We start from the raw sequence: 21,833 nt of genomic DNA, 5'->3' as shown, positions 1-21,833 counted from the left end.
CGTTGTCGGAGAAAGAATGGAACTGCGCTGGCAGGATGCCTACCAACAATTCAGCGCCGCGGAAGACGAGCAGCAGCTCTTCCAGCGGATCGCCGCCTATTCCAGGCGGCTGGGATTCGAATATTGCTGCTACGGCATTCGCGTACCGCTGCCCGTTTCGAAGCCCGCGGTCGCCATCTTCAATACCTACCCGGAAGGCTGGATGGCGCACTATCAGGCGCAGAACTATATCGAGATCGACTCGACGGTTCGCGACGGCGCACTCAGCACCAACATGATCGTCTGGCCGGACGTCGACAACATCGACCCATGTCCGCTGTGGCAGGACGCGCGCGATTTCGGGTTGTCGGTGGGCGTCGCGCAATCTAGCTGGGCGGCGCGCGGCGCGTTCGGCCTGTTGAGCATCGCCCGTCATGCCGACCGGCTGACGCCGGCCGAGATCAACATGCTGACGCTGCAGACGAACTGGCTCGCGAACCTGTCGCATTCGCTGATGAGCCGCTTCATGGTGCCGAAGCTGTCGCCCGCGGCGGGCGTCACGCTGACCGCGCGCGAGCGCGAGGTGCTGTGCTGGACGGCCGAGGGCAAGACCGCGTGCGAAATCGGCCAGATCCTCAGCATCTCGGAGCGGACGGTCAACTTCCACGTGAACAACATCCTCGATAAGCTCGGCGCGACCAACAAGGTCCAGGCGGTCGTCAAGGCGATCTCGGCCGGCCTCATCGAACCACCTTGACGTGACGTCGCGCGACGGTGGCGCCGGATGCGGCGGCCGCCACGCCGCGGCTCACTCCATCATCGGCTCCGCTTCCTTCGCGGTCCAGCTCACGCTGGAAATGCTTTTCTCCATGCTCATCCGGCTCGCGATCTGCTCGAGCTTCTGCTGATCCTTCGGATGCAGCTTCAGCGTCGCGGTCACCTTCAGCCGGTCGGGTTGCTCGGGCACGTCTTCGCTCGTAAGGCTCTGGAACGACAGCGGCTTCGCATACATCGCGTTCGACAGCAGCGTGCGGATGTGCACTTCGTCGGCGGCGAGGCAGATCACGGTGATCTGGTATTCGCGCACGAGATCGGCATTCGACACGGGCGTCGCGTTGATGGCCTGGCTGACGCCGCGCAGCACCGTATTGGTGAGCAGCACGACGCCCGTGCCGGCGAGCGCCGGCACGTAGTGGCCGGAGCCGGCCAGCACGCCGACGGCGGCCGAGCACCACAGCGTCGCGGCGGTGTTGATGCCCTGGATCGAGCCCTTGTCGCGCATGATCACGCCGCCGCCGAGAAAGCCGACGCCCGACACGACGTACGCGGCGATCTGCGTGACGCCCGCGACGCCGTTGCCGGTCAGCACGCCGAGCGTGACGAACAGGCACGCGCCGCTCGCGACGAGCGTGATGGTGCGCAGGCCGGCCGTGCGCTGGCGCATCTGCCGCTCGAGGCCGATGGCGACGCCGCAGGCGAACGCGGTGAATAGACGGAGTGCGAAATCGAAAGTCATGGTTGTCCTGCCGTGCAAGAAGCGCATGCCGGCGCGCGTCGCCACGGCGCAAGGCCGAACGCGACGCGGCGATAGCCGTCATCGCGCGGTACTGTACCGCGCGAATGCGTCATTCAGTGTGAAACGGGGGGAGCGTGCGGCTCGCGGAACGCGAGCCGCGGCAGGAGAACTGCGGCGGACAGGCGTTCAGGCGGCAAGCGGCGCACGCAACGGAGTGCTGCAACTGTCCACGATGGTTCCTGAAGGAAGAATGGGCGGCATTCTAGTGGGCGGCGCGCGCCCGCGTCAACCGCCTCGCGGCGGCGCTACCGGGTCGTGCCGATCGTCCCCGTCGCGAGCGCGAGCGCGGCGGCGGCCGACAATGCGCCGGCATAGCTGTCGACTTCCGCGTTCCGCGCGGCGAGCAACTGGCTTTGCGCGATCGTCGCGTCGGTGACCGAACCGACGCCGCTCCGGTACGCGGTCAGCGCCGCGTCGTAGCTGGTTTGCGCGGCATCGACGAGTGCCTTCGCGGCGTCGTGCGACGCCAGGCTCGTCTGCACCGCGTTCTGCGCGGCGACGACCTGGCGCACCGCTTCCTCCTTGGTCCGCGTGAGGCGAGCGGATGCGTTGTCCGCGTCGTTGCGCGCCTGCATCAAGACGGCGGAGCGCAAGCCGCCGTCGTACAGCGGAATCGTCACGCCGAGGAACACGCCGCCACCGTAGCGGCTGCCGTTCAGGTTGACGGTCGGCGCCTGGTCGCCGATCGCGGGCAGCGCGGAGATGGACGTGCCGCCGCTCGCATACGACGTCGATGCGGACAGGAAGATCTTCGGCATGAACGCGGCTTGCGCTGCCTTAATCTTCGCGCGATTGGCCTTTTCGACCGCGAACGCGCCCTGCAGATCGGGGCGGCGCGCGATCGCGTCCGACACGATCGCATCGACCGACGAGCCGAGCGCGGGCGGCAGCGGCCGCTTCGGCAGCGCGGCGATCGTCGGCTTCGACAGCGGCGAGATGCCGAGCGCGGAGACGAGCGCGAGGTAGCCGTCGCTCTCGGCGCCGTTCGCCTGCACGAGCGCGAGGTTCGCCTGCGCGCGGTTCTGCGTCGCCTGCGCGAGCTCGACGACCGTGCCGACGCCGTGCTTGAGCCGTGCGCGGGACGCCGCAAGGATCGCATCCGCGTTCGCGAGGCCCTGTTGCGCGCTGAGCGCGCGCGAGCGGGCGGCTTCGTAGCGGTAGTACGAGACGGTCACGTCGTGGATCACCTGCTGGTGCACGGCCGTGAACGCGACGTTCGACGCGATCGACGCCTGCTCGGCCGCTTCGACGCGCGCCGCGCGGCCGCCGAAATCGAACAGCAACCATTGCAGCGACAGCGCCGAAATCGTGCCGTGCACGGTGGTGTTGCTCGACGAATCGCCGAGGATCGTCGACGTCGAACCGTGGTTCGCCTGGTACGCGCCCATTGCCGTCGCCGACAGGCGCGGCAGATAGGCGGACTTGGCGAGGCCGACCGCGAGCGCCGCGTTGCGCGCGTCGTTCCAGGCGATGCGGGTCAGCGGGTTCGCCGATTCAGCGAGATCGATCAGCTCGGGCAGCGTGTACGCATGCGCGGCATCGAGCGCGGCCGGCGCCGACACCGACGCGAGCGCCGGCGAGGCCGGCAGCGTGTAGTCGTGTGCACCTTGCGCGGATGCGCGCGGCGGCGCCGCCACGATGTCGCCCGCGGCCGACGTTTGCGGTTGCCACGGGCGGTCGGACGCCTCCGGCGCCAGATCGATCGACGACGTCGCGCAGCCGGCCAGCGCGACGGCGGTCGCGAGCGCGGCGGCGGCGATCGAGGCGGCCGGCGGTTCAGGTACGCGCATGAGGGGCAGACTCCTTCGGTGTGGCTTGACGGGCGGCGTCGGCGATCTGCGCGAGCCGCGTGTCGATCAGGTTCAGCAGCGCGTCGCGCGCGGGGTCGGTGGGGGCGGCGCTCGACGGCGGAGCCGGGGCACGCGCGCGGGGCATCGTTTCGTCATCGTCCGGCGCGGCCACGCGTGCGAGTTGCGCGCCGATCGCCGCGTCCCCGGGCTTGCGTTCGGCGAGCAGGAACAGAGGGCCTTCGAGCGCGCCGAGTTCCGCGAGCGCGCGTCGCCGGGTGGCCAGCCACGCCGCGGCCGGCCGCACCCACGACGGTTCGTAATGGACCAGGCCGAGTTCCTGCGAGATCGCCCCGTGACGCGCGAACGCGTCGGCCGCGAGCGCGCGCCGTTCGGCCGGCTGCGGGATCTGCGCGATGCGCCGCCACTGGTCGAGCAGCGCGGCGAACGCGACGTCGATCTGCTTGCCGATGCTGACGGGCCAGATGCGCGTGAACACCAGATACACGACGACGTTGCCGAGCAGGATGCCGATCGTGCGGTCGCGCGCGATCGTCAGGTCGAAGCCGGGTCCGGCGCCCTGAATCACGCACAGGAAAAACGCGAACGCAATCTGGAAGCCCGCATACGCGATGCGCGGCGATCCGAACGCGACCCACGCGGACAGCCACGCGCCGGCGAAGACGAGCGCCATCAGTTCGCCGATCGACGACAGCGCCGGCACGACGAATACGAGCGCGGCGGTGCCGAGCAATGCGCCGATCATGCAGCCGAAGATCCGCAGCGTGAGCTTCTCGACCGTTTCGGCCGTCGAGCCGAGCGACACGATGTAGCAGGTGACGACGCAGGTATGGATGCCCGACCAGTCGAGCTGCGAGTACAGCAGGTAGCAGAAGATCGCCGCCGCTGTCGTCTTCAGCGCATAGCGGATGTGGTCGGGATTGGTGCGTGCGTCGGGCAGGAAGAAGCCGCCGCGTGGGGCCGCTACCGGGGCGGCGGTGGGTGCTTCGGGCGTGGCGGCAGGGGCGGCGGGCGTTGCTTGGGCCGAAGCCTGCGCCGCTGCATCGGCCGTCGGGGCCGTCGCGCCCGGCTCCGCAAAATGCGTGATCGTTGCCTGCAGACCGGTCGCGACGACGCGCGCGAGCGGCGGCAGCGCGTCGGCGGGCGGCAGCGCGAGCGTCACGTCGACCGGGTAGCCACCCTGTTCGAGAATGGCGGCCATGTCGTCGAGCGTCGCGGCGATCGGCGTGGCGAACGCATCGGGCAGCCGCGCTTCCGGTTCGCGATCGGCCAGCGCGACGTCGACCATCAGCGCGGTGCTCGATGCGATCGCCTGTCGCAGCGCCGCGAAATCCGCGACATCGGACGAGCCTTCGAGTTTCGACAGCTTGAGCCACGTGAGCAACGGCTTGTCGCCTTCGCGCAGGCTCGCGTCGAACGCGGCGCGTGCATCGTCGTCGTCGCGCAGTCGCCGCGCGGCGAGCCGCAGCCGCTTCGCGAGTTGCGCGTGCGCGAGCTTGCGCGGCGACGGCGCGATCAGCAGGTTGACGACGAGCGCGACGCCGACGGGGATCGCGATCGTCAGCCAGATGTACAGCAGCGCGCGGGTGGCGGCTTCGCCGAACGGCGCGAGGCCGAGCTGGTCGAGCCCGAAGCCGACGATCATCGCGAGAATCGCGCCCACCGGGCGCAGCTTGCTCGCGGAAGTCAGGTACAGCAGGGCGACCGACAACACGGCCATGCATGCGACGCGCAGGATCGAATAGTCGATGCTGAAGATCGCGATGCCGAGCACGAGCCCGATCACGATCGTGACGATCAGCAGCAGCGCGGCCGCGAGTACGACGCTCGTGACGCGGTCGGCGCGGATCATGAAGAACACGACGTACGCGGACAATGCGGCTTCGGGCGTGCCGTATGCGGCCGTCACGAGCGCGGTCAGCGCGCAGATCAGCGCGACGCGCACGGCCATGGCCGTGCGCCCCGGAAACGGCGCAAGCAGCCGCAGGACTTCGCGCGGGCCCGGCGTGCGGACCTCAGCGGCAGGCTGAGCCATGCCGGACCTCGACGATCGCGCTCGCGCCGACACGCACGAGCTTGCCGTCGGGTTCGTCGAGCTTCACGCGCACGGGGAAGCGCTGCGCGACGTGCACCCAGTTCACCGAGCGCTGCACGATCGGCAGCGAGCGCGGCAGGTTGATGCGATCGCTGTCCGCGATGCCGGCGCCGATGCCGACGACCTTGCCCGTCATCGGGCGGTCACGGTCGATCATCGAATAGACGGTCGCGCAGTCGCCGACCGCGATGCGATTGAGCGACGTCTCGCGGAAGTTGCCGACCGCGAACCATTCGCTCGCGTCGATCAGCGTGAAGATCGACTGGTTCGGTGCGAGGGTTTCGCCGGGGAGTACGCTCAGCCCCGTCACGAGCCCGTTGTGCGGCGCGCGCACGACCGTGTCGTCGAGCGCATGCTGCGCGCGGGCCAGCGCGGCTTCGCGTGCATGCAGCGTCGCGATCGCGTCGGCGTCGTCGCCGATCGTCTGCGCGGACGCGCGCTGCTGCTCCTGCGCCTGCGCGAGCGACACGGACGCGTCGCGCTGGCGCACCTTCGCCTGGTCGAACTGCTGCGCGCTGACGTAGCCCTGCGCGGCGAGCGGCGCAAGCCGGTTCACGTCGCGCGTCGCGAGATCGTAGTTCTGCGTCGCGCGCTTGACCTGCTCGGCGGCGACGGATGCGTTCGAGCGCTCGCCGATCAGCGAACGGCGGCGGGTGTCGAGCGACGCGCGCGCGAGTTCGAGGTCGGCCTGCGCCTGCGCGACGCTCAGCCGGTACGGCACGGGATCGATCACGTACAGCAGGTCGCCTTTCGCGACGCGCTGGTTTTCATGCACCGCGAGCTGCACGATGCGGCCGCCGACCGGCGACGCGACGTGCACGACGTCCGCGTCGATCGACGCATCGTCGGTGGACGGATAGGCGGTCGTGCGATGGTACGCGTACGCGAGCGCCGCGATGCCGAGCGCGACGATCGCGAGCGCGATCACGCGGCCTTTGACGGACGGGCGGGCGATGCCGGCGGCCTTCATGCGAACGGCCCCGTGCCGGCGAGCCAGACGATCACGGCGACCACGAGCCCGATCGCGGTGCAGACGGCCAGCTGGTAGGGCACCGTCGCGGCCCAGCCGGTCGCGACGAACACGCGGTGAGCGACGATCGCGCCGACGATGCCGACGATCGCGCTGACGAGCCACAGCGGGAAATACGCGCCGAACAGCACGTAGGACGGTGCGCCGCGCGATGCGCAGCCCGCGAGCGGCAGGGCGGGCGCCAGCACGGCGGCGACGCGCAGGGGCGCGCGCGGCGTTGTTTTTCTCATGGTGTGACGAGCTCGACGTTGGGGGTGGATGCCGGGCGCGGCGCAATGCGGATCGTCGCCGCGACGACGATTCCAGGATACGGAGGCGATCATAAATCAGCGCGATACGGATCGCCAGCAATCCGGCATGTTCACCGCATCGGCCGAGGCTGGCCGTGGCCGCGTCGTCAGTCATGCCGGACGATCCGGCAGCGCGTGTCGGCAGCGATGATCGGACCGCCGCGATTTTGCCAGCACCCGCTCGCGTAGGGTTGCTAACGGACTGTAAAGGATCGTCAGATGAAATCGCGCGGCGGAATTTGCCATGCCGACGCAGCGGCAATCGGCGCGCAAACCGTCGATTGCTGCTTGGACCCATGCAAATCCGGTGGGCCCGCTGACCGCGCGGATCCTCGACGAGCCGGCCGACGAGATAGTGGCGGAGCACGCCCGGCAGGAACGCGCTCATCGCCGTGGTGTTCGCGAACACGCGTACGTGGCCTTTTATGCCCGACGCCTGTTCCTGCCGGTTGCCGGTCAGCTGCTGGAGCTGGCGCAGCACGCCGCGCGCATGCGTGTCGCCCGGCGCGGTCAGCGTGACGCCCTGGCTCGTGCGGCTCGGCAGTTCCACGCCGACCTGCTCCTCGAGGGGCTTGATGCGCATGATCGCGGCCGGCCGCGACAAATGCGCGCGTTCGGTGGCGCACGTGGGGATGCTCGCTTCGGCGATCTGCGTGAAAAGTTTGAAGTCGACGAGAACGAAGCGCATGGCCGTGGCGGCGGGAGGATGGCCGATTGGCGTGTAAAGCGGCACGGCGCTGCGCCGCCGGCCGCGACCCGTCGTCGCGGCCGGGATCTGTGTACCATCGTGCGTATGGCGCGACGCGCGGCACCGGGCATCACGGCCCGCGCGACGCGCGTCGGGGAAGCAGTACTGCAACGAAGGTGAACGTTCCATGCGAAGTTTCTTTGTCCGGTTCATTGCAATCGGCGTGCTGTTCCATCTGTACGTCGGGATGCGGATCATTCCCGACGCATTCGCGTCGCCGCTCGCACGCACGATCGCGGCGCTCGTGCTGGCGAGTTTCGTCATCCTGATTCCGGTCGGCATGTTCTCGCGCCGTTTCGACGAAGGGTGGGCGGCGACGCTGGTCGGCTGGGCCGGCGCGCTCGCGATGGGTTTCTTCTCGTCGCTGCTGGTGCTGACGTTCCTGCGCGAAATCGTGCTGCTCGGCGTGCTCGCGTGGCGGCATCTCGGGCATGACGGCGCATGGAGCCGCGCGGCGCCCGACACGGCGCTCGGCGTGCTGGCCGTCGCGGTGCTCGCGACCGCGATCGGGTTCGTCGGCGCGCGCCGTACGGCGGCGGTCAAGCGCGTGTCGATTCCGGTCGCCGGGTTGCCGGCCGCGCTCGACGGGCTGACGATCGTGCAACTGTCCGACATCCACGTCGGGCCGACGATCAAGCGGCCCTACATCGAACGGATCGTGCGCGCGGTCAATGCGCTCGACGCCGACCTGGTGGTCGTGACGGGCGACGTGGTGGACGGTTCGGTCAAGCGCCTGCGCGAACACACGGCGCCGCTCGGCCAGATGCGCTCGCGGCACGGCACCTTCCTCGTGACGGGCAACCACGAGTACTACGCGGGGGCGCATGCATGGATCGACGAGTTTCGTCGTATCGGGCTGACGGTGCTGCTCAACGAGCACGTGCTGATCGAGCACGGCGGCGCGCGCGCGGTGCTCGCGGGCGTGACCGATTTCACGGCGGGCGGCTTCGATCCCGCGCATCGCAGCGACCCTGCGCAGGCGCTGGCGGGTGCGCCGCGCGACGTCGGCACGAAGATCCTGCTCGCGCACCAGCCGCGCAGCGCGGAAGCGGCGAACCGCGCGGGCTTTACCGTACAGTTGTCAGGGCACACGCATGGCGGCCAGTTCCTGCCGTGGCCGCCGTTCGTGCGGTTGCAGCAGCCGGTGATCGGCGGGCTGAACCGCTTCGGCGACATGTGGCTGTATACGAGCCGCGGCACCGGCTACTGGGGACCGCCTAACCGTTTCGGCGTGCCGTCCGAGATCACGCTGATTCGGTTGACGCGCGGCTAGCCGATGGCCGGGAGGCGGCCGTCGCGCGATACGAACGCGCCTCGCGGTGCACGGCGGCTTCCTGTCGGCCTTTCGGCGGCGAATGACAGCGCATGGCGGCGCGCGGCGCCGTTGGCTAGTATGCAGACATGCGTCGTTCGCTCCGTTCCTTGCCCGTTCCTGCCGACATGTCGACCCCCGATCTCTTCGCTGACACGCCCGTGCCCGACGTGGACTGGTACCCGGACTGGCTTGCGCCAGCCGACGCCGATCGCGCGCTGGCCGCGCTGATCGGCGAGGTCGCGTGGCGGCAGGACACGATCCGCACGCCGCGCGGACGCATTCCGTTGCCGCGGCTCACCGCGTGGCAGGGCGAACCGGATGCCGTGTACGTGTATTCGGGGATCCGCAACGTCCCCGAGCCCTGGACGCCGGCCGTGCTCGAGCTGAAGCAGGCGGTCGAGGCGACCTGCGGCGTGCGTTTCAACAGCGTGCTGCTCAACCGCTATCGCAACGGGCTGGACAGCCTCGGCTGGCATGCGGACAACGAACCCGAACTCGGCGACGCGCCGGTGATCGCGTCAGTGAGCCTCGGTGCGATGCGCGTGTTCGATCTTCGTCATCGCGCGATCGGCATCACGCATGCATACCGCCTCGTACATGGCAGCCTGCTCGTGATGCGCGGACGCACGCAGGCCGAATGGCAGCACCGCGTGCCGAAGGCGCCGGGCGTGCAGGGCGAACGTGTGAACCTGACCTTCCGGCGCGTGTCGATGGCGGGCGGATAGGTCGCGCCCCGTTTCTTTGATTCACGAAAGGTGGACGCAAGCAATCGGCCGCGCGTGCGGCACGTTGCCGCACGAACGCGATACCGGACGGCGCGACCGGGCGCTGAGGCCCGTCCCGTATGGATTTCAGGTAGATTCGATCGACCACGCGGTTCCGATAGGTGAGTGAAACCTCTGATGGTGCGTCGCAACAATTCCTGAATAAACTGTCGAATGACAGAAGTGCGTCGGCATGCCGGCGCGACCCTTTCGACATGTCTCCGTGCGTGGCCGACGCAGCGCGCAACGGGGCAGGAGCAAAACGCGTGACCGTACTCGACCCTTCCTTCGCACCCTCGCTGCACGTCTTCGAGCAAGACGACGGATGGCAATGGGCGCTGACGGTGAAGCGGGCGACCGGCGTCGGCGTGAAAGTCGTGGCGTTCAGCCGGGAAGGCTTTCGCGGCGAAGCCGAGGCATACGCCGCCGGCCAACTCGCCCGCGCCGAATATGACGCCGCCGTGACGGCCTGACGCCGTCGCGGCGATCCCGCCCGAGGATCGTCTTCCTCCGTGCCGTCCGTTACCGGGCGGTGCTTCCCTGACTGCTTTCCATTTTTCGCTTTTCGCGGGTGGCGAGAGGCGACTGCCCGCTCGCGTTTGCCGCGCCATCTGTCCTCGCGCCGACGATGCGACGCGCATGGCGAAAGCCTGTACGCGGGCTCGCGAGCCCCCGAGCAAGTACGCACTGCGTTCGGCGCGAGCAAGCCCGGAAAACGCCCGGCCATATCGTAATAAGATATGACGTTATCGCACCGGCGAGACGATGACGTCCCGCCTTCCTGAAAGGAGCTATCCGTGCAACTGACCCAGTTAGGCGGGCATGTCGCCCAATCCGGTGTCGCCGAGCGGCAAAAACACGCGCAAGCGTTGATGTTCGGGATGGCGAACATCGACGAATACGTGTCCGGCGGCGTCTGCTACGACGCCGCGGCGTATGTCCGGTATCTGCTGCGCGCCGACGCGATGATCGCGCCGGGCGCGCTGCTCGACACGATCGGCCAGCTATGGAAGACGCGCTTCAACTTCGAGACCGGCAATCAATGGGACGGGCGCGCGAGCATTCCCGCGGGCACCGCGGTGGGCTTCGCGCGGGGCACCAATGTCTTTCACGCCGCGATCGCCGTCGGCGGTACCCGAATCCGCGGGATCAACGGTGGCTTGCTGGGCGCCGGATGGCTGCATCCGGTCGATCTGACGCGGGTACTGCAGCCGGACCCGGCCGGCGGCTTTGCGTACGACCGCACGACCATTCGCGTCTATCTGTCGCGCCTGTAGGCTGTCCGGCGTCGAATCTCACGCTCCGGCCAGCGTCGCCCGACCACGTGCCGCGCGCGGCCGCCTTCCGGCCGTCCGGCGATTTCCGCATGGCGTCGCGCCGTCCAACGCTGCTATCCTCTCGACCTTGAATGACGTGCGATGGCGGCGGGCGCGCATGCCGCATCGCGGCGCTGCGCGCCGGTGCGAGCCCACGCGCGCACTGAGGTAGCATGACTGAATATCCACGACGATCGACGACCTGTTTCGTGACTGACTTCCTTCCGTCCATGTCCACATGGTCAAGACAACGATGAGCGGTGCACCCGATCCGGCGGCGCCCGGCGACGACGAGTCGTCGGGCGGCGTTTCGTCCTATCTGGTGCCGGGGCTCGAGCGCGGGCTGCGGATTCTCGCCGAATTCTCCGCGCGCGAGCCTGTACTCGGCGCGCCCGAGCTGTCGAAGCGCATCGGCATTCCGCGCACGACCACGTTCCGCCTGCTGCAGACGCTCGAGGCGCTCGGTTTCCTCGAGCGTGTGAACGGCGACCGCTATTTCCGGCTCGGCGTCGGCGTATTGCGGCTCGGCTTCGAATACCTGAATTCGCTCGAACTGACCGATCTCGGCACGCCCGTGCTCGAACGGCTGCGCGATTCGACCGGCCTGTCGACGCACCTGCTGATCCGCGATCAGCGCGACGTGGTGTTCGTCGCGAAGGCGCAGAGCAATACGTCGATGTTCGGTTCGGTGAAGGTGCACGTCGGCACGCGCCTGCCCGCGCATGCGACCGTGCATGGCCACGTGCTGATGGGCGACCTGACGCGCGATGCGCTGCGGCAGCTCTACCCGGAGAAGAAACTCGAACGGTTCACCGAGCGCACGCCCGGCACCGTCGACGAACTGTACGAACGCGTGCGTCATTACGCACGGCTCGGCTACGCGGTCAGCGAGGCGGCGTTCGAGAGCGGCATTTCGGCCGTGACCGCGCCGGTGCGCGATCATTCGGGTTCGATCGTCGCGGCGATCACTGCGACGGTGCCGCGCTCGGAGATCGGCGACGCCGGCGAGAAGGAGCGGCTCGTCGAAGCCGTGTGCGGCGCGGCGGTCGACCTGTCGCAACGGCTGAACTATCGTCCGCTCGAAAGCGATCCGACGTTCGCGCATGCGCGCCACAAGGTCGCGATGTTCTGACGCGTGCGCGTCGTACCGGCCGCGGCGCGCGGCATCCCAGACGAAGAGAGCGGCCCGCGGGCCGCTCTTGTCGTTTTCGGGCGTCGAAGCCTGGTGCCTGAACGCGCTCAGAACGAGTGATGAATCCCGGTCAGCACGATCACCTGGTTCGCGGTGCTCGACACGCCGGCCGTGAAGAACGCAGCCTTTGCGCCGCCCGAACCGTGTTCATACAGCACGTTCGCATACAACTGCGTGCGCTTCGACAACGCGTAGATGTCGCCGAGTTCGACCTGCGTCCAGCGGCGGCCGGCCAGCGTCGTGGTCGCCGCGCCGCCCGCGATCGTGTTGAACGCGCTGCTGCGGTAGTTCACGCCCGCGTCGTAGCTCTGGAACGTGTCGGAAAACCCGTTCGACCGCATCTTCACGCGCGTGTAGAGGCCATGCACGAGGAAGTCGCCGATCTGGTACGACGCGCCCGCGCCGATGTTCTCGACCTTGTTCGCGAGGTAGCCGTTCGCGGTGTTCTGCCCCTGGAACGACGTGATGCCGGTCTGGCCGATCAGGATCGAGCGGTCGTGCTCGTTCGAGTAGACGGCCGACGCCTTGAGCGGCCCGTTCGCATAGTTCAGCGCGACGCCGACCGATTTGCCGGTCGAGAAGTTCGTCGTGTTGCCGAGCGCGAGCGTGGCCGCGGCCGAGAAACCGGCGAACGTCGGTGAGCGGTACTTGACCGAATTGTTGTACGGCACGTTGCCGGTCGCGGCGAGCCCGTCGATGTTGCCCGGATGGAACGCAAACCAGCTCAGCGCGAGGTACGCGGTGCTGAGCGGATCGAGATAGTCGAACGTCAACGGCGTCTGGCGGCCGAGCGTCAGCGTGCCGTAGCGCTCCGAGCCGAGGCCGACGAACGCCGCGCGGTTCCAGATCGTGTTCGCGGTCGCGAACTGGCCGTTGTTCGTATAGAAGCCGTTTTCCAGCTGGAAGATCGCCGACAGCCCGCCGCCGAGATCTTCCTTGCCCTTCAGGCCCCACCGGTCGGGCTGCGTATTGCCCTGGATCATTGCCCACTTCGCGTGGCCGCCGACGTTGTTCACGTACGCGACACCCGCGTCCATGCTGCCGTACAGCGTCACGCTGCTTTGCGCCCACGCGCCCGACGCGGCGCCCATTCCGATGACTGCCGCTGCTACCGCATGCTTGACCATTTCGTCTCCTGACTCTCCAACCTGATGAATACGTGTTGTGACGGCCTGCGCAGGGACGGCCGGCCGTCGCGCATGTTCATCGCCGAGTGGGCATTCTTATGTTCCATATAGGGAACAACGTGCCTTTGATGGAATGGAGTATAGGGGTGTCGCACGCCCGATCAAAAATAAATTTTTCGGGACAGATGGATGCCGTCCGGAGACCAGCCTGCGCGGCGTCATGTCTCGAAACAGTCGATAAATACCCGTCGTAAAACAAAAAATCACATTAGATAGGGTAAGTGGAGGGACAGGTCGACCTGCCGGTCGGTGTTTTCCCTAGGACATGCAGCTTTTTGTTTTACTCGTGGAAGGTCGCTCCTATAATCACCATCCATAAACTGCTGTTCCGGATATGGAACAAATCAAGAGTCGATCAGAAGGAAGGGTGCGAGATGTCTGAGCAATGGATTTGCGCCGGTCACGCCGGCGCACTGTCGGAAGACACGCCGATCGAGTTCAAGCGGACCGACGGCGTGGAAATCGGGATCTACCGCGTCGGCGACGACGTGTATGCGCTCGAGAACGTGTGCCCGCATGCGTATGCGCTGCTGACGCAGGGCTTCGTCGACGAAGGCACGGTCGAATGCCCGCTGCACGAGGCCGTGTTCGACATCAAGACGGGCGAATGCCTGAAGGGCCCGGGCGGGCGTGCGCTGAAGCAGTACGCGGTGCGCCTCGCCGGTGAAGAAATCCAGATCAAGGTGGAGTGACATGAAAGAAGCGACCGTCAATTTCAATCCCTTCCTGAAGCCGTGGGTGGCGCCGCAGCCGAACAACGTCGCCGGCAAGGGGCGGATCGAGATCCCCGGCCAGGTCGAGAACCAGGTCTGGCAGAACCGCAAGGCGGAGCCGACGCAGTACGAGAACGACCTCGGCGATGCGCTCGAACGCGTGTTCGAGAGCGGCGCGACCGAACTGGAAGACGTCGTCGCGGGCCTGAACCGCATCGGTTTTCGCGCACCGGACGGCACGGTTTGGACACCTGAGCGCTTCCGCGCCGAAATGGCCTCGCTGGCGGAATGAACGCACCGACCGCGCCGCGCGCCTGAGCGCCGATCTGAAGACAACCGCATCCGGAGCACACTGATGACGTCCCCCGTACAACACGAAACCCAACACGACCCGGTCCGCGATTACCTCGACCGCGGCATCAAGAACTACTGGTATCCCGTCGCGCCAAGCTGGCAGGTGTCGAACGCGCCCGTCGGCGTCACGCGCCTGTCCGAGCAGATCGTGCTGTGGCGCGATCACGAAGGAAAGGTCCACGCGCTGGAAGATCGCTGCCCGCACCGCGGCGCGCGCCTGTCGCTCGGCTGGAACCTCGGCGGCAACATCGCGTGCTGGTATCACGGCATCGAAGTCGACGGCGGCGGCACGGTCAACCGCGTGCCGGCCGTATCGAACTGTCCGCTCGAAGGCACGAAATGCGTGAAGTCGTATCCGGTCGAAGAGAAGGCCGGCGCGATCTTCCTGTGGTTCGGTGACGAAGCGCACGGCGAGCCGGCGCCGCTGAACCTGCCGGAAGAACTGGTCGCCGACGAGTACGCGCACTTCCTGTGCGTGTCGAACTGGAAGTGCAATTACCAGTATGCGATCGACAACGTGATGGACCCGATGCACGGCGCGTATCTGCATGCGACGTCGCACTCGATGGCCGAAGGCGACAAGCAGGCCGACATGCGCGTGCGCAAGACGGAAACGGGCCTGATGTTCGAGAAGATCGGCCAGCGCGACGTGAACTTCGACTGGGTCGAACTTGGCGAAACGGGTTGCCTGTGGATGCGCCTCGCGATTCCGTACAAGCAGAAGTTCGGTCCTGGCGGCAATTTCGGGATCATCGGCTTCGCGACGCCGGTCGACGGCGACAACTGTCAGGTCTACTTCTGGCGTACGCGCAAGGTCGGCGGCTGGCAGCGCGACGTGTGGCGCTTCATGTACCGCAACCGCCTCGAGGGCCTGCACTGGGACGTGCTCGAGCAGGATCGCTACGTCCTCGAAAGCCTCGCGCCGCAGGCGCGCGATCACGAATACCTGTACCAGCACGACGTCGGCATTACGCGTGTGCGCCGGATGTTGCGCCAGCGTGCGCAGGAGCATCTGTCCTCGCTCGACGCGCATCGCGCGGCCCACGCCGCCTCGGAGCCCGCGAATGGCTGAATTCGCTCCGGTCGTGGCGCTGCCCGGTCGCCGCGTGCTGGTCACGGGCGGCGCGCGCGGTCTCGGCGCCGCATTCGTGAAGGCGCTGGTCGAAGCGGGCGCACAGGTCGCGTTTGGCGACGTGCTGGTCGACGAGGGCCGCGCGCTGGCCGCGCAGCTCGCGCAAGCCGGCCACACCGCGCATTTCTTCGCACTCGACCTCGCCGATCCGGCCAGCATCGACGCGTTCGTCGCACAGGCCGCGGCGGCGCTCGGCGGCATCGACGCGCTGATCAACAACGCGGCGATCACGAACTCCGGCGGCAAGCTCTCGACGGAGCTCGACGTGTCGACGTGGGATGCCGTGATGACCGTGAACGTGCGCGGTGTGTGGCTCGTCAGCAATGCGGCGCTGCCGCACCTCGCGCAATCGGGCCGCGGCGCGATCGTGAACCTCGCATCGGACACCGCGCTGTGGGGCGCGCCGAAGCTGCTCGCGTACGTCGCGAGCAAGGGCGCGGTGATCGCGATGACGCATGCGCAGGCACGCGAGTTCGGCGCGCACGGCGTGACGGTCAACGCGATCGCGCCGGGGCTGACCGAAGTCGAGGCGACGGCCTACGTGCCCGCCGAGCGCCATGCGTTCTACCTGCAGGGCCGTGCGCTCACGCGCGCGCAGGTGCCCGACGACGTGACGGGCCCTGTGCTGTTCCTGCTGTCGGACGGCGCGCGCTTCGTGACGGGTCAACTGCTGCCGGTGAACGGCGGCTTCGTAATGAACTGATTTGAAGTTTTCACTCGGAATGAAGGAGAGGACGATGGCGGACGCCGATCTCGAACGCAAGTCGTGGGACCAGCCGGAAGGCGCAAGCTTCAACGACTGGATGGAAGGGCGCGTCGCGCGCTATGCGACGCGGCGCTACGACTGGGACGCACTGAAGTTCCAGGCCGACTACGACCCGAAGTACCGCCGTGCGCAGATGCGCTACGTCGGCACGGGCGGCACGGGCGTCGCGAAGGACGTCAACACGGTGCCGGCCGGTAACTTCACGTTTTCGACGATGGTGATCCCCGCCGGCAACATTGGCCCGAGCCACATCCATATCGACGTCGAGGAAATCTTCTTCGTGCTGCGCGGCAAGATGAAGGTGATCTGCGAGCGCGACGGCGAGACCTGGGAAGCGATCCTCGGCGAGCGCGACCTGATCTCGGTGCCGCCGGGCGTATATCGAACGGAAATCAACATCGGCGAGGAAGACGCGCTGATGTGCGTGATGCTCGGTTCGTCGAAGCCGATCACGCCGACGTATCCGCCCGATTCGCCGCTCGCGAAGATCAAGCGTTGAGACGGAGCCGGTGAAGCAATGAGTGTCATCGACAAACGCGAACGTGAACGCGACCGCACCGCGGCGTTCGCCGCGCTGCTCGGGCAGTTTCCCGAACAGCGTTGCGAAGCCGGCGCGGCGGGCACGATCGGCTACCGGGAGGCCCGCGCGCAGCATGCGAGCCGCACGCTGCCCGTCGTGCTGCTGCACGGAATCGGCTCGGGCGCGGCATCGTGGGTGAGCCAGCTCGATACGCTGCGCGCATCGCGGCGCGTGCTCGCGTGGGATGCGCCCGGTTACGGCGTGTCGACGCCCGTGCACGGGGCGTCGCCGGCCGCCGCCGATTACGCGGCATCGCTGAACGCGTGGCTTGAGGCACTCGGCATCGAGCGTTGCGTGCTGGTCGGGCATTCGCTCGGCGCGATCGTCGCGGGCGGGTTGGCTCGCGTGATGCCCGCGCGGATCGCCGGCCTGCTGCTGATTTCGCCCGCGGGCGGCTACGGCAACGCACCGGCCGACACCCGCGAATCGCGCCGCGACGCGCGGCTCGCGATGCTCGCGGAACTCGGCCCGGCCGGGCTCGCCGAGCAGCGCAGCGGCAACATGTTGTCCGGCTTCGCGAACGAGGACGCGCGTGCATGGGTGCGCTGGAACATGGCGCGCATCGTGCCGGCCGGCTACGCGCAGGCCACGCATCTGCTCGCGAACGCCGATCTCGCGGCCGATCTTGCCGGTTTTCGCGGCCGCACGGCCGTGGCCGTCGGCGCGAACGATGCGATCACGCCGCCGGCCGCGTGCGAGCGGATCGCCGCGGCCGCGCACGTCGGGCTGCAGGTGGTTCCGCAGGCGGGTCATGCGGGTTACGTCGAACAGCCGGCAGTCTATTCATCGCTGATCGACGGCTTCTGTCGCCAATGCGATCGTCAACGGGGGCTGGAATGAGCGAACCGTTGCAACAACGGCAGGACGCGGACAACGCGAAGGCCGAAGCCGGCTACGTGGTGCCGGGCCTCGAACGCGGGCTGCGCATTCTCGCCGAATTCTCGCCGCGCGAGCCCGTGCTCGGCGCGCCCGAACTGTCGAAACGGCTCGGCATTCCGCGCACGACGGTGTTCCGTCTGCTGCAGACGCTCGAATCGCTCGGCTTTCTCGAACGCGCGGACAAGGATCGCAACTACAAGCTCGGCATCGCCGTGCTGCGGCTCGGCTTCGAATACCTGAGCTCGCTGGAATTGACCGACCTCGGGCTGCCGGTGATCGAGAGCCTGCGCGATGCGACCGGCTTCACGACGCATATCGTGATTCGCGACGGCCGCGACGTGGTGTTCGTCGCGAAGGCGCAGAGCCAGTCGCCGGTGTTCAGCTCGATCCGCGTGAACGTCGGCACGCGGCTGCCCGCGCATGCGACGACGCACGGCCACGTGCTGATGGGCGACCTGTCGCTGAAGGAACTGCACGCGCTGTATCCGGAAGGCATGCTGAACCGGATGACGAGCGCGACGCCGGAGACGGTCGACGCGCTCTACGAAGTGATTCGCGAGGATGCGCTGCGCGGCTACGGCGTCAGCAATTCGTCGTTCGAGCGCGGGATCTCGGTTGTCACGGCGCCGGTGCGCAACGAGACGCAGAAGATCGTCGCGTGCATCACGGTGACGGTGCCGCGTCCGGAGATCGACGCGGCGCTGATCGCGGACGGGCTGATCGACAAGGTGCAACGCGCGGCGGCGGAATTGTCGCGGCGGCTCAATTACCGCTCGGATGACGAGCACACGTTTCTGAAAGCATTAGGACTCCGATGATCAAGATCGATCTGACCGGGCAAGTAGCAGTGGTGACGGGCGGCTCGTCCGGCATCGGCCTCGCGACGGCCGAACGGTTCCTGCAGGCCGGCGCATCGATCGCGATTTGCGGCCGCGACGGCCACCGCCTCGCACGCGCCGAAGCAATGCTTCGCGACAAGTACGCAGACGCACAACTGCTGGTCGCACGCTGCGACGTGCTCGACGAAGCCGACGTGACCTCATTCGCGCAAGTGGTGTCCGCGCGATTCGGCCGCGCCGACATGCTGGTCAACAACGCCGGCCAGGGCCGCGTGTCGACCTTCGCCGACACGACCGACGACGCATGGCGCGAAGAACTCGAGCTGAAGTACTTCAGCATCATCCGTCCGACGCGCGCATTCCTGCCGCTGCTGCGCGATGCGGCCGCGCCGACGATCACCTGCGTGAACTCGCTGCTCGCGCTGCAACCGGAGCCGCACATGGTCGCGACGTCGTCGGCGCGCGCCGGCGTGCTGAGCCTCGTGAAGTCGCTCGCGACCGAACTCGCGCCGCAGCGCATCCGCGTGAACTCGATCCTGATCGGCATCGTCGAGTCGGGGCAGTGGCGCCGCCGTCATGAAGCGCAGGCGCAGCCCGGCGAAAGCTGGGAGGCGTGGACGGGCACGCTCGCCCGCAAGAAGAACATTCCGCTGAATCGCTTCGGCAAGCCCGACGAGGCGGCCTGGGCCCTTTTTTATCTCGCAACGCATCTGTCGTCCTACACGACGGGCAGCCATATCGACGTTTCTGGAGGCTTTGCACGCCATGTCTGAAAAAACCACGGTTGGCGAGCTGATTGCCGCCTTTCTCGAGCAGTGCGACGTCAAAACCGCATTCGGTGTCATCTCGATCCACAACATGCCGATCCTCGACGCGATCAACTCGCGCGGCAACATCCGGTATGTCGGCGCACGCGGCGAAGCCGGTGCGCTGAATATGGCCGATGGGCTGGCCCGCGTATCGGGCGGCCTCGGCGTCGCATTCACGAGCACGGGCACGGCCGCCGGCAACGCGGCCGGCGCGATGGTCGAGGCGCTGACGGCCGGCACCGCGCTGCTGCACATCACCGGGCAGATCGAGACGCCGTACCTCGACCAGGACCTCGCGTACATCCACGAAGCGCCCGACCAGTTGTCGATGCTCGACTCGATCTCGAAGGCCGCGTTCCGCGTGCGCACGGTCGAAACGGTGCTGCCGACGATCCGCGAAGCCGTGCGCGTCGCGCAGACCGCGCCGACGGGCCCCGTGTCGGTCGAGATTCCGATCGACATCCAGGCAGCCGAAATCGAATGGCCGGAAGACCTCGCACCGGCGCACGTTGCGGTGCGTGAGCACGACAGCACCCGCGTCGCGAAGCTCGCCGATGCGCTCGTGGCCAAGCGCCGCCCGCTGCTGTGGCTCGGCGGCGGCGCGCGGCATGCCCGCGCGGAAGTCGAACGCCTCGTGAAGCTCGGCTTCGGCGTCGTGACGAGCGTGCAGGGCCGCGGCGTGCTGCCGGAAGATCACCCGGCGACGCTCGGCGCGTTCAACGTGCATGCGTCGGTCGAAGCGTTCTACAAGACCTGCGACGCGCTCGTCGTGGTCGGCTCGCGCCTGCGCGGCAACGAAACGCTGAAGTACAAGCTTGCGCTGCCGCAGCCGCTGTTCCGCGTCGATGCCGATGCGCTCGCCGACAACCGCGGCTATCGCAACGCGCTGTTCGTGCACGGCGATTCGAAGCGCGTGCTGGCAGAGCTGGCCGACCGCCTCGAAGGCCGCCTGTCGGTCGATCCGCAATTCGCGGCCGACCTCGCGGCGGCTCGCGAGGACGCGGTGGCCGACGTGGCGAAGGGCCTCGGGCCGTACAGGAAGCTCGTCGACACGCTGCAGGCCGCCGTCGGCCGCGACTACAACTGGGTGCGCGACGTGACGATCTCGAACAGCACGTGGGGCAACCGCCTGCTGAAGATCTTCGAGCCGCGCGCGGGCGTGCATGCGCTCGGCGGCGGCATCGGCCAGGGCATCCAGATGGGCATCGGCGCGGCGCTGGCCGGTTCGGCGGCGAAGACGGTCTGCCTCGTCGGCGACGGCGGCCTGATGGTCAACGTCGGTGAGCTCGTCACGGCCGTGCAGGAAAACGCGAACGTGATGATCGTGCTGATGAACGACCAGTGCTACGGCGTGATCCGCAACATCCAGGACGCGCACTACGGCGGCCGCCGCTGCTTCGTGCAGCTGCATCAGCCCGATTTCGCGCAGTTCTGCGCGAGCTTCGGCCTCACGCACTACCGGATCACGTCGCTCGACCAGGCCGAAGCGATCGTGCGCGAAGGGATTGCGAAGGAAGGGCCGGTGATGGTCGAGGTCGACATGCTGTCGGTCGGCTCGTTCGCGTCCGCCTTCGCGGGCCCGCCGGTGAAGAAGGAAGCGCCGACGGAGCGCCAGTATGCGTAACGGGCACAAGCGGGCACCCGTCGACGTCGCGATGATCGGCTTCGGCGCGATCGGCGCGGCCGTGTACCGCGCGGTCGAGCACGACGCGTCGCTGCGCGTCGCGCATGTGATCGTGCCGGAGCATCAGCGCGACGCGGTGCAGCGCGCGCTCGGCAGTGCGGTGGAGGTCGTGTCGTCGGTCGACGCGCTGGCCCGCCGCCCCGCGTTCGCGCTCGAATGCGCGGGCCACAGCGCGCTCGTCGATCACGTCGTGCCGTTGCTGAAGGCCGGCACCGACTGCGCGGTCGCGTCGATCGGCGCGCTGTCCGATCTCGCGCTGCTCGACGTGCTGTCGCAGGCCGCCGACGAAGGCGGCACCACCGTGACGCTGCTGTCCGGCGCGATCGGCGGCATCGATGCGCTGGCGTCCGCGCAGCAGGGTGGCCTCGACGAAGTGCTGTACGTCGGTCGCAAGCCGCCGCTTGGCTGGCTCGGCACGCCGGCCGAGGAACTGTGCGACCTGCGCGCGATGACCGCGGAGAAGGTGATCTTCGAAGGCACTGCGCGCGATGCGGCGCGGCTGTATCCGAAGAACGCGAACGTCGCGGCGACGGTCGCGCTCGCGGGCGTCGGCCTCGACGCGACGCACGTGCGCCTGATCGCCGATCCGGCCGTCGAGCGCAACGTGCACCGCATCACCGCGCGCGGCGCATTCGGCGAGATGTCGCTGGAAATGAGCGGCAAGCCGTTGCCCGACAACCCGAAGACGTCCGCGCTGACGGCGTACAGCGCGATCCGCGCGCTGCGCAACCGCGCGGCCTGCTGCGTGATCTGACCGGACCATCGAGCGTCCGCCCG

Annotated in this window: 22 protein-coding genes and 1 pseudogene; 16 read left to right on the top strand and 7 right to left on the bottom strand. The window is 67.9% G+C overall.

What is annotated here, in order from left to right; all coding sequences use genetic code 11:
- Positions 1-16: 16 nt before the first annotated feature.
- Positions 17-736 (top strand): autoinducer binding domain-containing protein, encoded by a 720-nt coding sequence (locus CFB81_RS23880; RefSeq protein WP_069619276.1) that lies wholly within the window; start codon positions 17-19, stop codon positions 734-736.
- 51 nt (positions 737-787) lie between these two features.
- Here the strand turns inward: CFB81_RS23880 and CFB81_RS23875 are convergent, their stop codons facing one another.
- From CFB81_RS23875 to CFB81_RS36810, 6 genes and pseudogenes are all read right to left on the bottom strand, one after another.
- Positions 788-1,495, bottom strand: a complete 708-nt coding sequence (locus CFB81_RS23875; protein ID WP_069619275.1) for an MgtC/SapB family protein — start codon at positions 1,493-1,495, stop codon at positions 788-790.
- A gap of 305 nt (positions 1,496-1,800) precedes the next feature.
- Positions 1,801-3,345 carry a TolC family protein gene (locus CFB81_RS23865; protein WP_089436740.1) on the bottom strand — a complete coding sequence of 515 codons (1,545 nt, stop codon included), beginning with the start codon at positions 3,343-3,345 and terminating at the stop codon, positions 1,801-1,803.
- Positions 3,332-5,398 carry an FUSC family protein gene (locus CFB81_RS23860; RefSeq protein ID WP_089436739.1) on the bottom strand — a complete coding sequence of 689 codons (2,067 nt, stop codon included), beginning with the start codon at positions 5,396-5,398 and terminating at the stop codon, positions 3,332-3,334. The genes CFB81_RS23865 and CFB81_RS23860 overlap by 14 nt, the downstream gene beginning before the upstream one ends.
- Complete coding sequence (gene mdtN / locus CFB81_RS23855; RefSeq protein ID WP_089437119.1) at positions 5,379-6,428, bottom strand: multidrug transporter subunit MdtN; 1,050 nt, start codon at positions 6,426-6,428, stop codon at positions 5,379-5,381. Before mdtN ends, CFB81_RS23860 begins: the two co-directional genes overlap by 20 nt.
- A complete protein-coding gene (locus tag CFB81_RS23850) occupies positions 6,425-6,718 on the bottom strand; it encodes a hypothetical protein (RefSeq protein WP_069620939.1) in 294 nt (97 codons plus the stop codon). The genes mdtN and CFB81_RS23850 overlap by 4 nt, the downstream gene beginning before the upstream one ends.
- Positions 6,719-7,124: 406 nt before the next feature.
- Positions 7,125-7,466, bottom strand: a pseudogene (locus CFB81_RS36810) (LysR family transcriptional regulator); the annotation flags it as partial.
- Positions 7,467-7,653: 187 nt separating this feature from the next.
- Between CFB81_RS36810 and CFB81_RS23840 the strand changes: the two are divergent.
- The 5 genes from CFB81_RS23840 (at position 7,654) to CFB81_RS23820 (ending at position 12,053) form a co-directional block, all read left to right on the top strand.
- Positions 7,654-8,799: a metallophosphoesterase gene (locus CFB81_RS23840; protein WP_089436738.1), complete on the top strand. Its 1,146-nt coding sequence runs from the start codon at positions 7,654-7,656 to the stop codon at positions 8,797-8,799.
- 167 nt (positions 8,800-8,966) lie between these two features.
- Positions 8,967-9,566: an alpha-ketoglutarate-dependent dioxygenase AlkB gene (locus CFB81_RS23835; RefSeq protein WP_176730258.1), complete on the top strand. Its 600-nt coding sequence runs from the start codon at positions 8,967-8,969 to the stop codon at positions 9,564-9,566.
- A 305-nt stretch (positions 9,567-9,871) separates the two neighbouring features.
- A complete protein-coding gene (locus tag CFB81_RS23830) occupies positions 9,872-10,078 on the top strand; it encodes a hypothetical protein (protein ID WP_069620943.1) in 207 nt (68 codons plus the stop codon).
- 324 nt (positions 10,079-10,402) lie between these two features.
- Positions 10,403-10,882 carry a type 6 secretion system effector deamidase TecA gene (gene tecA / locus CFB81_RS23825; RefSeq protein WP_069620944.1) on the top strand — a complete coding sequence of 160 codons (480 nt, stop codon included), beginning with the start codon at positions 10,403-10,405 and terminating at the stop codon, positions 10,880-10,882.
- Between the two features lie 277 nt (positions 10,883-11,159).
- Positions 11,160-12,053, top strand: coding sequence for an IclR family transcriptional regulator (locus CFB81_RS23820; RefSeq protein ID WP_089436736.1), 894 nt, complete (start codon positions 11,160-11,162; stop codon positions 12,051-12,053).
- Positions 12,054-12,160: 107 nt separating this feature from the next.
- On the opposite strand, the gene CFB81_RS23815 is transcribed toward CFB81_RS23820, so the two are convergent.
- On the bottom strand, positions 12,161-13,240 hold the full coding sequence (locus CFB81_RS23815; protein ID WP_089436735.1) for a porin: 1,080 nt from the start codon (positions 13,238-13,240) through the stop codon (positions 12,161-12,163).
- A 434-nt stretch (positions 13,241-13,674) separates the two neighbouring features.
- On the opposite strand from CFB81_RS23815, the gene CFB81_RS23810 reads away from it, so the two are divergent.
- The 10 genes from CFB81_RS23810 to CFB81_RS23765 all read left to right on the top strand — a co-directional run bounded on the left by CFB81_RS23810 (position 13,675) and on the right by CFB81_RS23765 (position 21,810).
- The gene (locus tag CFB81_RS23810) at positions 13,675-13,992 is read left to right on the top strand and encodes a non-heme iron oxygenase ferredoxin subunit (RefSeq protein ID WP_006489883.1); all 318 of its coding nucleotides are present in this window, start codon (positions 13,675-13,677) and stop codon (positions 13,990-13,992) included.
- A 1-nt stretch (position 13,993) separates the two neighbouring features.
- On the top strand, positions 13,994-14,305 hold the full coding sequence (locus CFB81_RS23805) for a recombinase-like helix-turn-helix domain-containing protein (protein ID WP_069620947.1): 312 nt from the start codon (positions 13,994-13,996) through the stop codon (positions 14,303-14,305).
- Between the two features lie 63 nt (positions 14,306-14,368).
- Positions 14,369-15,439 carry an aromatic ring-hydroxylating dioxygenase subunit alpha gene (locus CFB81_RS23800; RefSeq protein ID WP_089436734.1) on the top strand — a complete coding sequence of 357 codons (1,071 nt, stop codon included), beginning with the start codon at positions 14,369-14,371 and terminating at the stop codon, positions 15,437-15,439.
- Positions 15,432-16,202: an SDR family oxidoreductase gene (locus tag CFB81_RS23795; protein WP_089436733.1), complete on the top strand. Its 771-nt coding sequence runs from the start codon at positions 15,432-15,434 to the stop codon at positions 16,200-16,202. The genes CFB81_RS23800 and CFB81_RS23795 overlap by 8 nt, the downstream gene beginning before the upstream one ends.
- Positions 16,203-16,236: 34 nt before the next feature.
- Complete coding sequence (locus CFB81_RS23790; protein ID WP_006489904.1) at positions 16,237-16,764, top strand: cupin domain-containing protein; 528 nt, start codon at positions 16,237-16,239, stop codon at positions 16,762-16,764.
- An 18-nt stretch (positions 16,765-16,782) separates the two neighbouring features.
- Positions 16,783-17,685 (top strand): alpha/beta fold hydrolase, encoded by a 903-nt coding sequence (locus tag CFB81_RS23785; protein WP_089436732.1) that lies wholly within the window; start codon positions 16,783-16,785, stop codon positions 17,683-17,685.
- Complete coding sequence (locus CFB81_RS23780) at positions 17,682-18,542, top strand: IclR family transcriptional regulator (protein WP_069620951.1); 861 nt, start codon at positions 17,682-17,684, stop codon at positions 18,540-18,542. Before CFB81_RS23785 ends, CFB81_RS23780 begins: the two co-directional genes overlap by 4 nt.
- The gene (locus tag CFB81_RS23775; protein ID WP_089436731.1) at positions 18,539-19,336 is read left to right on the top strand and encodes an SDR family oxidoreductase; all 798 of its coding nucleotides are present in this window, start codon (positions 18,539-18,541) and stop codon (positions 19,334-19,336) included. Before CFB81_RS23780 ends, CFB81_RS23775 begins: the two co-directional genes overlap by 4 nt.
- The gene (locus CFB81_RS23770; RefSeq protein ID WP_089436730.1) at positions 19,329-20,996 is read left to right on the top strand and encodes a thiamine pyrophosphate-binding protein; all 1,668 of its coding nucleotides are present in this window, start codon (positions 19,329-19,331) and stop codon (positions 20,994-20,996) included. The genes CFB81_RS23775 and CFB81_RS23770 overlap by 8 nt, the downstream gene beginning before the upstream one ends.
- Positions 20,989-21,810: an aspartate dehydrogenase gene (locus CFB81_RS23765; RefSeq protein WP_089436729.1), complete on the top strand. Its 822-nt coding sequence runs from the start codon at positions 20,989-20,991 to the stop codon at positions 21,808-21,810. Before CFB81_RS23770 ends, CFB81_RS23765 begins: the two co-directional genes overlap by 8 nt.
- Positions 21,811-21,833 lie beyond the last annotated feature (23 nt).

Origin of the sequence: Burkholderia sp. AU28863 (assembly GCF_002223195.1) — a bacterium.
GTDB lineage: Bacteria > Pseudomonadota > Gammaproteobacteria > Burkholderiales > Burkholderiaceae > Burkholderia > Burkholderia sola.
Note: the sequence above shows the minus strand (reverse complement) of the source record. Positions and strands in the feature narration are given on the sequence as shown.